The organism is Streptomyces sp. NPDC127092, assembly GCF_042722475.1.
GTDB lineage: Bacteria > Actinomycetota > Actinomycetes > Streptomycetales > Streptomycetaceae > Streptomyces.
Map to the genome: position 1 here is coordinate 33,365 of NZ_JBHXFE010000020.1, position 9,652 is coordinate 43,016.

General features: G+C 75.4%; 9 protein-coding genes. 6 read left to right on the forward strand and 3 right to left on the reverse strand.

What is annotated here, in order from left to right; translation table 11 throughout:
• Positions 1-63: 63 nt before the first annotated feature.
• On the forward strand, positions 64-846 hold the full coding sequence (locus ACFWJO_RS18285) for an SDR family oxidoreductase (RefSeq protein ID WP_386866265.1): 783 nt from the start codon (positions 64-66) through the stop codon (positions 844-846).
• The gene (locus ACFWJO_RS18290; RefSeq protein WP_386866267.1) at positions 833-1,708 is read left to right on the forward strand and encodes an SDR family oxidoreductase; all 876 of its coding nucleotides are present in this window, start codon (positions 833-835) and stop codon (positions 1,706-1,708) included. The genes ACFWJO_RS18285 and ACFWJO_RS18290 overlap by 14 nt, the downstream gene beginning before the upstream one ends.
• Before the next feature lie 163 nt (positions 1,709-1,871).
• On the opposite strand, the gene ACFWJO_RS18295 is transcribed toward ACFWJO_RS18290, so the two are convergent.
• Positions 1,872-3,422 carry an ankyrin repeat domain-containing protein gene (locus ACFWJO_RS18295; RefSeq protein WP_386866269.1) on the reverse strand — a complete coding sequence of 517 codons (1,551 nt, stop codon included), beginning with the start codon at positions 3,420-3,422 and terminating at the stop codon, positions 1,872-1,874.
• Between the two features lie 67 nt (positions 3,423-3,489).
• Entirely contained in the window at positions 3,490-4,329 is an 840-nt protein-coding gene (locus tag ACFWJO_RS18300) for a hypothetical protein (protein ID WP_386866271.1), read from the reverse strand.
• A gap of 221 nt (positions 4,330-4,550) precedes the next feature.
• Between ACFWJO_RS18300 and ACFWJO_RS18305 the strand changes: the two genes are divergently transcribed.
• Positions 4,551-5,336: a S1 family peptidase gene (locus ACFWJO_RS18305; protein WP_384418902.1), complete on the forward strand. Its 786-nt coding sequence runs from the start codon at positions 4,551-4,553 to the stop codon at positions 5,334-5,336.
• Between the two features lie 146 nt (positions 5,337-5,482).
• Here ACFWJO_RS18305 and ACFWJO_RS18310 read toward each other — a convergent pair whose 3' ends face one another.
• The gene (locus ACFWJO_RS18310) at positions 5,483-7,231 is read right to left on the reverse strand and encodes a beta-galactosidase family protein (protein ID WP_386866273.1); all 1,749 of its coding nucleotides are present in this window, start codon (positions 7,229-7,231) and stop codon (positions 5,483-5,485) included.
• 95 nt (positions 7,232-7,326) lie between these two features.
• Here ACFWJO_RS18310 and ACFWJO_RS18315 point away from each other — a divergent pair, with 95 nt between their 5' ends.
• The 3 genes from ACFWJO_RS18315 to ACFWJO_RS18325 are packed head-to-tail and all read left to right on the forward strand — an operon-like array spanning position 7,327 to position 9,613.
• Positions 7,327-8,214, forward strand: coding sequence for a helix-turn-helix domain-containing protein (locus ACFWJO_RS18315; protein ID WP_386866275.1), 888 nt, complete (start codon positions 7,327-7,329; stop codon positions 8,212-8,214).
• Between the two features lie 5 nt (positions 8,215-8,219).
• Positions 8,220-8,618 (forward strand): chorismate mutase, encoded by a 399-nt coding sequence (locus tag ACFWJO_RS18320; RefSeq protein WP_386866419.1) that lies wholly within the window; start codon positions 8,220-8,222, stop codon positions 8,616-8,618.
• Positions 8,618-9,613 (forward strand): asparaginase, encoded by a 996-nt coding sequence (locus ACFWJO_RS18325; RefSeq protein WP_386866277.1) that lies wholly within the window; start codon positions 8,618-8,620, stop codon positions 9,611-9,613. The genes ACFWJO_RS18320 and ACFWJO_RS18325 overlap by 1 nt, the downstream gene beginning before the upstream one ends.
• Positions 9,614-9,652 lie beyond the last annotated feature (39 nt).

Genomic DNA, 9,652 nt, shown 5'->3' on the forward strand with positions numbered 1-9,652 from the left:
GCGGATCAGCTACCTTTCCACCAAACGTTTGTTAGGTGTGCGCTGGGAGGAAGGTAGCAGCCGATGGAGCTGGACGGGAGGGTCGCCGTCGTCACCGGCGGAACCCGAGGAGTCGGCGCGGGCATCGCCCGGGCCTTCCTGCGGGCCGGCGCGCAGGTCGTGGTCTGCGCCCGCCGGCCACCGGACGAACCGGTCGAAGAGGCGGGCCGCACGGCCGTGTTCGAGCCTGCCGACCTGCGCAGACCCGCCGACGTGACGGCCTTCCTCGCCCGCGTCGACGAGCGGTACGGACGGCTCGACACGCTCGTCAACAACGCGGGCGGGACGCCCTACCGGCCCCTGACGGGAACGGACGGCGCCGAACGGCACGCGCGCGTCCTGGAACTCAACCTGACCGTCCCGCTGGCCGTCTCGCTCGCCGCGTACGAGAAGCTGCGCGCCGCCCGCGGCTCCGTCGTCATGATCGGCAGCGTCAGCGGCACCCGGCCCTCGCCCGGCACCGCCGCGTACGGAGCCGCCAAGGCCGGACTCGAGAACCTGGCCCGCAGCATGGCCGTCGAATGGGCCCCCGAGGTACGGGTCAACACGCTCGTCCTCGGCATGGTGCGCACCGAACTGTCCCACCTGCACTACGGAGACGCCGAGGGCGTCGCCGCCGTGGGCCGCACCGTCCCGCTCGGCCGGCTCGCGGAGCCGGCCGAGATCGGGGAGGCGGCGGTCTTCCTCGCCTCCGACCGGGCCGCGTACGTGTCGGGGGCGTCGCTGCTCGTGCACGGCGGCGGGGAGCGCCCCGCGTTCCTGGACGCCGCAACAGCCGACAAGGAGGACGGACATGGGTCTGTGTGACGGACGCGTGGTGGTCGTGACGGGCGCGGGACGGGGGCTCGGGCGGGCGCACGCCCTGGCCTTCGCCGCGGAGGGCGCCCGGGTGGTCGTCAACGACCTCGGCGTCGGGCTCGACGGGCGGCCGGACGCCGACAGCCCGGCCGGACGGGTCGCCGAGGAGATCCGCGCGTCCGGCGGCGAGGCCGTCGCCCACGGCGGCGACATCGCGACGGAGGAGGGCGCGGCGGCCCTGGTGCGGACCGCCCTCGCCTCCTTCGGCAGGCTCGACACCCTGGTCAACAACGCCGGCTTCCTGCGCGACCGGATGCTCGTCAACCTGACCGAGGACGACTTCGACGCGGTGGTACGGGTCCACCTGAAGGGCCACTTCCTGCCGCTTCGGCACGCCGCCGCGCACTGGCGGGCCGAGTCCAAGGCGGGCCGTCCGGTGGCCGCCCGCGTGATCAACACGACCTCGGGCGCGGGCCTCCTCGGCAGCGTCGGCCAGGGCAACTACGCGGCGGCCAAGGCGGGGATCGTCGGCCTCACGCTGGTCGCGGCGGCGGAGACGGCCCGCTACGGCGTCCAGGTGAACGCGATCGCCCCGGCGGCCCGCACGCGCATGACCGAGCAGACCTTCGCGGACCTCGCCGCACTCCCCGAAGACGTCTCCCCCCTCGTGGTCTGGCTCGGCTCCACCGCGTCCGCCGGCGTCACCGGGCGCGTCTTCGAGGCGGAAGGCGGCCGCCTGACGGTCATGGAAGGCTGGCGCCCCGGCCCCACGGCGACCAGCCCCACCCGCTGGACCCCCAGGGAAGCGGGCGAGGCCACCCGGAAACTCCTGGCCGCGTCGGAACCCCCGCATCCCGTCTACGGCACCTGAACCGGCCCCGCCCGCACCCAGGATGCCCGGGTGAACGACACCCTGGTGCCGGCAAGAGCGTGACGGTCTGGCCGAACGCGACCGAGCGGGGCGCCACGGCCGGGCGCTGAACCGCGGCCGGCGGCCGGGCCCGGCGACGGCTCCCTCCGCCGGGGCGGGAGGGTCAGCGGCAGCGCGGCGCGGTCCACTCGAGGCGGGTCCTGACGCGGGGGTCCGTCACGTGCTCCAGCGCGGACAGGGCCGTCTCGCGGGCCGGGCCCTCCGGGTCGCCGTCCGCCAGGGCGCGGGCCAGCGCCTCGATCGCCCGCGGGTCCTGACGGATGGCCAGGCCGCGGGCCGCCTCGGCGGCCGTCTCCGGGTCCGGGTCGGCGAGCCGGGCGGCCAGCGCCTCCCGGACGACGGGCGTGTCGTCGGGCAGCTCGGCGAGCGCGAGCGTCGCCCAGTCCCGTACCCGCGCGTCGGGGTCCCTGCTCAGCGCCACGATCGTCCCGACCGCCTCGGCGTGCCCCGCCGGCACGATGCCCGTGAGCGCGGCGGCCACCTGCCGCCGTACCTCGGGGTCCGGATGCCCGGCGAAGGCGAGCAGCTCGGGCACGGCGCTCCCGTCCCCGCACCGCCCGAGCGCGACGACCACGGAAATAACGGGCTCCCGCCCGACCTCTCCCGACCCGGCTCCGGGCCCCGCGCCGGCTCCGTCCCCCGCCCCGGCCCCGTACCCCTCCGCGACCTCCGTCTCCGTCGCCGCCAGGCGGCGCAGGACCGGTACGGCGCTTGCCGTGAAGCCGGGCAGGGCCGCGAGGACGCGGGCGCCCAGTGCGCGGCGGAGGGGGTCCGGGCTCGCGCACCAGCCCGTGGCGGTGACGAACACCGTCTCGTCGGCGCGGGCGGCCAGCGCGTCGACCGCCGTCGTCCAGTCGTCCTGCTCGGGATCGCCGCAGGCCAGCGCGCGCCCGGCGAGTTCCTCGAGCGGCACGGACGCGCGGAGCGCGCCCTCCAGGAGAGTGGCGACGGCCGCGTGGCCGGTCTGCCGCTCGTCGCCGCGGCTCGGCGCGCCGTCCTCGCGCAGCAGCTCGACGACCACGGTGATCCCGCCGTCCTCCGGCACGCGCCGCACCACCGCCTCGTACGTGTCCGCCGCGCCGCCGCTTCCGACCAGCCCGCGCCGCAGCACCGCCGCCATGTCGGCACCGATCCAGCGCCGGGCCTCGGCCAGCGCCTCCGCGAGGACCGCGCGGTCGCGTCCGTCGCCGTGTTCCAGGAGCAGGCGGACGAGCGAGGGCGAGCCGCGCCGGGCGGCGGCGGTCAGCGGGACGAGCCCGTCGGGGCCGGGCCGGGCGGGATCCGCGCCGGCCGCGAGCAGCGCCCCGGCCGCCTCGGTGTGTCCGAGCCGTACCGCCCAGGCCAGGGCGGTGAAGCCGTAGCCCTCCTCCTGGTCCGGGTCCGCGCCGGCCGCGAGCAGCGCCCGTACGACCTCGGTGTGGCCGCCGCAGGCCGCCCCGCACAGCGGCAGGTCCCCGTCGTCCTCGCCGCTCGCCCGCCCCGGGTCGGCGCCGGCGGCGAGCAGCAGGCGCACGGCGACCGGCTGGTTCCCGACGGCCGCGCGGTAGAGCGGCGTCTCGCCGTCGTCCCGGGCCTCGGCGTCGGCACCCTCGCGCAGGGCCCGGACGAGCCCGTCGTCGTCATCGGTCCACAGTGCGTCCCACAACCTGCTCATGGGCCCGACCTTCACCCGAAGCGCCCGAACGGCGCAAACCCATTGCGGTGCGCGGTGCCCCTCGCGGTCAGGTCGCGCACTCCAGGACGGTGCCGCACACCCCGCACCTGGCCTTGACCCGCCGCTGCCCGCCGGCGGCCACCCGGAGCCGCTGCCCGCACACCGGGCAGGGGAACACGCCGTCCCCGCCCGCCGCCCTGGCCCTGCGGCGGGCCGCCCAGCCCGCGCCGGCCAGCGGCGGGCGCCGCCAGTCGCGGGCGGCCTCCTCCCGGCCGCGCAGCCACGCCTCGTACGCGACCGCGCTGGTGAACCAGGGCGACGGGTCCTCGTCGAAGACCGCGGCCCGCTTGGCGAGCACGTAGCCGAACTCCTCGGGCGTCAGGTAGCCGAGCTTCTGGCTGGACATGCCGTCCCGGCGGAAGGCGTCGAGGAGCAGCCAGCCCGCGCCGAGGTAGGTGGCGGCGACGTCGGTGAGGATCTCGTTCCCGGCGGTCGTGGGCATCGTGAGGCCGAGCCGGTGCAGCAGGACGTGGGTGATCTCGTGGGCGAGCGCGGCGCCGATGTCGCGCCGGTGCTCGCGGCGGGCGAAGCGCTCGTTGAGCTCGACGAAGTACTCCGGGCCCGCGCCCAGTTCGACGCTCGCCGCGTGCTCCATGGCCCGGAAGCTCACGACCATCCGGGCCTCCGGCAGCCGCAGCTGGCGGACGAGCGCGCGGGCCACCCGCTGGGCGCCGAGGTGCAGCCCGTCGCTGTCGTCGACCAGGACGTCCGAGGCGGGGACGCTGACCTCGTAGCGCCGTACGCCGTCCGGGGAGAGCCGCCGATAGAGCGCCGTGACGGACGAGCGGACCGTGTCGAGGTGCGGGAACCCGTGGACCACGGGAGAGACTTCATCGCTGTGCGGCATCCCGGATCACCCCCTGCCGTCCAGGGTACGGGCGCCGGCCGACCTGGAGCCCGTACGGCTGACCCCGGCCGGGTCCGGCCGGCCCCGGCCCGGCCCGGGCCGTCGCCCGTCTGGCCGAAAAGGCCTTCTTGTGACGCCCGTTGCGCCGTCTCCATAATCCGGACCACGTCTTGACGGGCACATGCCATCAAGATCAACCCCCCATGAAAGAAGGCAGTCGTATGCAGAAGAAGAACAGGCTGGTCCGCGCGCTGCAGAAACTCGCCGCAGCGGGCGCCGTCGTCCTCGCCGCCGTCAGCCTCCAGCCCACCACCGCCTCCGCCGCGCCCGCGCCCGTCGTCGGCGGCACCCGCGCCGCCCAGGGCGAGTTCCCCTGGATGGTCAGGCTCTCCATGGGCTGCGGCGGCTCCCTGATCACCCCTCAGGTCGTCCTCACCGCCGCGCACTGCGTCAGCGGCTCCGGCAACAACACCGGCATCACCGCCACCGCCGGCGTCGTCGACCTCCAGTCGAGCAGCGCCATCAAGGTCCGCTCGACCAAGGTCTACCAGGCCCCCGGCTACAACGGGCAGGGCAAGGACTGGGCCCTCATCAAGCTCGCCTCGCCCATCACCAGCCTGCCGAACCTGAAGATCGCCGAGACCACCGCGTACAACAGCGGCACGTTCACGGTCGCCGGCTGGGGCGCCACCCGTGAGGGCGGCTCCCAGCAGCGGTACCTGCGCAAGGCGACCGTCCCGTTCGTCTCGGACGCCGACTGCCAGTCCGCGTACGGCAGCTCCCTCGTCCCCGGCGAGGAGATCTGCGCCGGCTACAACGAGGGCGGCGTCGACACCTGCCAGGGCGACTCCGGCGGCCCGATGTTCCGCAAGGACAACAACGGTGCCTGGATCCAGGTCGGCATCGTGAGCTGGGGCGAGGGCTGCGCCCGCGCGGGCTACCCCGGCGTCTACACCGAGGTCTCCACCTTCGCCTCCGCGATCAAGTCCGCGGCGGCCACCCTCTAGCACCTCATCCTGTAAGACCGCACGCCGACCGACCGGCGACGCACGTACGGAGTGCCCGGGACCGACAGGTCCCGGGCACTCCGCCTTCAGGCGACACCGGCCCCGGTCCGCCGGACGGGCCCCGGACCGACCGCGGAAACCACGCCCTACGCCAGCTCCACCGGCCCGGCCGCGTCCCCGCCCTCCAGTTCGAGCACCCACACCTCGTTCGCGCCGGCCGTGAGCACCGGGCCCGGCACGTACAGGGACTCCTGCGGGCCGGCGTTCCAGTAGCGCCCCAGGCAGAAGCCGTTGACCCAGACGAAGCCGCGGGTCCGGCCCGGCAGCCGCAGCCACGCGTCGCCCGGCGAGCCGACCTCCACGGTGGCCCGGTACAGCCCCGGCCCGGCCCCGGCGCCCACGGGACCGAACGGCACTTTCGCCACCGCCGCCGCCTCGAACGCGTCCAGCCGCAGGCCCCGCGCCCGTACCCCGTGCAGGAACTGCCGCTCGTGCCGGATCCCGCCCGTGATGCCCTTCGGCTCCGCCTGCCGCGGCCCGTAGTTCACCCGGCCCAGCGACTCCACCCACAGGTCCACGACGGCCGGTCCCGCCACCGGCTCGGCGAGCACCGCGTCCTCCGTCTCCAGGACCCCGGCCGGAAGCCCGTCCACGTACACCACGGCCCGGTCCCGCAGGCCCGTCACGGACAGCGGATACGGCTGCCGCGGCCCCGGCACCGTCACCCGGTAGCGGACCAGGCCCCGGTCCACGCCCAGCTCCTCGAAGGCCGGCGGCACCGGCGACTGCGACTCCTCGTCGCCCAGCACCTCCAGGACCTCCGCGAGCGGCGCCCAGCCGTCCGGGACGCCGGCCGCCGGCGCCCCGATCCGCACCGGCGGCTCCGGCACCTCCGGCAGCGGTCCCTCCGCGTACTCCGCGAGGACCTCGCGGAACCGCCAGAACTTCTCCGTCGGCAGCCCCGCCTCGTCGACCGGCGCGTCGTAGTCGTACGAGGTCACGGTCGGCCGCAGCGCGCCGTCGTGCAGCCTGCCCGACCGGTTCGCCCCGGCCCAGCCGGCGAAGCTCGTCCCGCCGTGCGCCATGTAGACGTTGACCGAGGCCCCGCACTCCAGGATCTCCCGCAGCGCCGCCGCCGCGTCCGCCGCGTCCCGCCCGGCGTGCTCCGTGCCCCAGTGGTCGAACCAGCCGCACCAGAACTCCATGCACATCAGCGGCCCCTTCGGCTGGTGCCGCCGCAGCGTCGCGAAGGCCTCCCGGGCGCCCGAGCCGAAGTTCGCCGTCGCGAGCACGCCCGGCACCGAGCCGCCCGTCAGCATGTGGTCCTCCGGGCCGTCCGAGGTGAACAGCGGCACCTCCACCCCGCACTCCACCAGCAGGTCCGCCATGTGCCGCAGATACCCGGCGTCCGTGCCGTAACTGCCGTACTCGTTCTCCACCTGCACCAGGATCACCGGGCCGCCCCGCGTCACCTGCCGCTCCACCACCTGCGGAAGCAGCCGCCGGAACCAGCGGTCCACGGGAGCCAGGTACTCCGCGTCGTCCGTGCGGACCCGCCGCCCCAGCGGCCCCGTCAGCCAGTGCGGCAGGCCACCGTTCTCCCACTCCGCGCAGATGTACGGCCCCGGGCGCACGATCGCCCGCATCCCGGCCCGTGCCACCGCGTCCAGGAACCGGCCGAGCGCGTCCACGTCCCCGTACCGGCCCGGCTCGGGCTCGTACAGGTTCCACGGCACGTACGTCTCGACACAGTCGAGGCCCATCGCCCGCAGCATCCCCAGCCGGTGCTCCCACTGCTGCTCGTGCACCCGGAAGTAGTGCAGCGCACCCGACAGGAGGCGCACCGGCCGCCCGTCGAGCAGAAAGTCCTCGTCACCCACCACGAACTCGCTCATGCGCCTCACCTTCGCCCTCTGGCGGCGGACCGGTCCATGGACAAAGATCGTCGCAGTTTGGACGTTCAGCGGGACGTTGAGGAGGCAGCCGCGCGATGTACCACACCTGGATGCGCTACTTCACGCCGAGCCCCGTCCACCACCGGCTCGGCCTGGTCTGCCTCGGCGTCGGCCTGCAGCACGGCGCCCTGCCCACCGTCGGCCCCCGCACCCTCGACCACCACGTCGCCGTCGTCGTCAGCTCCGGCAGCGGCTGGTACCGCGGCCCCGACGGCCGCCGCGCCACCGTCACCGCGCCCGCCCTGATCTGGCTCACCCCCGGCGTGCCCCACCACTACTCCGCCGATCCCGGCACCGGCTGGGACGAGTCCTTCGTCGACTTCACCGGACCCGCCACCGCCACCTACACCGAACTCGGCTACATCGAGCCCGAGCGGCCCGTCGTCCCGCTCGCCGACGCCGCGCCCGCCCGCGCCGCCGTCGGCCGCATCGCCCGCGCCGCCCGCCCCGGGAACCCGCTCCTGGAGGTCGAGACCGCCGCGGCCGTCCACGAACTCCTCGTCGCGCTGCGCCGTGCCCGCGCCGACACCAACGCCGACGGCGACCCGGTCCTGTCCGCCCTCGCCCGCGACGCCTTCAGCCGGATGTCCGTCGCCGAGCACGCCGCACGACACGGCATGACGGCCGCCGAGCTGCGCACCGCCGTCCGCCGCGCCGCCGGCTGCAGCCCCAAGGACTACCTGCTCACCGTCCGCCTCGGCCGCGCCAAGGAACTCCTCGCCGCCACCGACCTGCCCGTCGCCGCCGTCGCCCGCCGCGTCGGCTACGACGACCCGGCCTACTTCTCCCGGCTCTTCACCCGCCGGGTCGGCACCGCCCCCATCCGCTTCCGCGAGCAGCAGGGCAGGACCGTGCCGGGCGGCTGGAGCAACACCGTTCCGGATCCCGAACACCCGCCCACCATCCTCACCGGATCCGGATAGGCTCGCTGGTCATGAGCGAGATCGACGAGTCCGTACGGGCCGAGCTGACCCGGCTGCGCGAGAGCATCGACAACATCGACGCGGCGGTGGTCCACATGCTCGCCGAGCGCTTCAAGTGCACCCAGCAGGTCGGCGTCCTCAAGGCCAGGCACCAGCTGCCGCCCGCCGACCCGGCCCGCGAGGCCCGTCAGATCGCCCGGCTGCGGGAACTCGCCGAGAGCGCGAAACTGGACCCGGCGTTCGCGGAGAAGCTGCTGAACTTCATCATCGCGGAGGTCATCCGCCACCACGAGACGATCGCGGACGGCACGACCGCGGACGACGTGGCCGAGGGCCGGCCCGGCGCCGAGGGCACCACGACGACGGCGACGACGGACCGGACGATCGCGGACGGAGCACGCTGATGGCACGCGTCACCGTATTCACCCTCGGCGGCACCATCTCGGCCCGCGGCGGTGACGCGAGCCGCATGTCCGGCGCCGAGGTGCTCGCCGAGCTCGGCGTCGCGCCCGCCGGCGTCGACGTCGAACTGCGGGACTTCCGGCGCGTCCCCAGCTCCACCCTCTCCTTCGAGGACGTCGCCGCCCTGGCCGACGAGGTCGGCAAGACCGTCGCCGAGGGCTCCGGCGTGGTCGTCGTCCAGGGCACCGACACCCTGGAGGAGACCGCCTTCCTCCTCGACCTGCTCTGCACCACCGAGGAGCCCGTCGTCGTCACCGGCGCCATGCGCCGCCCCGACCTGCCCGGCGCCGACGGCCCCGCCAACCTGGCCGCCGCCCTCGCCGTCGCCGCCGACCCGGGGTGCCGCGGGCTCGGCGTCCTCGTCGTCCTCGCCGACGAGATCCACGCGGCCCGCTTCGCCCACAAGGCCCACACCACCTCCGTCGCCACCTTCACCTCGCCTGGCGCCGGCCCGCTCGGATCCGTCGTCGAGGGCGTGCCGCGGATCCTGCTGCGCCCCGCCGTCCCCGCCCGGGTCTGCCCGCTGCGCCTCGACCCGGACGTGAGGGTGGCCCTCCTGACGCTCTCCCTCGGCGACCGCGGCGAACTCCTCGACGCCGTCGCCGACCGCCACGGCGGCCTCGTCGTCGCCGCCTTCGGCGCCGGACACGTGCCCGCCTGGTTCGTCGAGCCGCTGGCCGCGCTCGCCGAGCGCATGCCGGTCGTCCTCGCCTCCCGCACCGGTGCCGGCGCGACCCTCTCCGACACCTACCGGAGCCCCGGCTCCGAGTACGACCTGCTGCACCGCGGCCTGATCCCGGCGGGCCCGCTCGCCCCGGCCAAGGCCCGTCTGCTGCTGCACGCCCTGCTCTCCAGCGGCGCCAGGGGACCGGCCGGCTACGACCGGCCCCGGATCTCCGCCGCCTTCGCCCACTTCGACGGCGCCGGACTCGCCTGACCGGCAGGGCGGGCCCGGCACACCAGGCGGGCCCGGCAG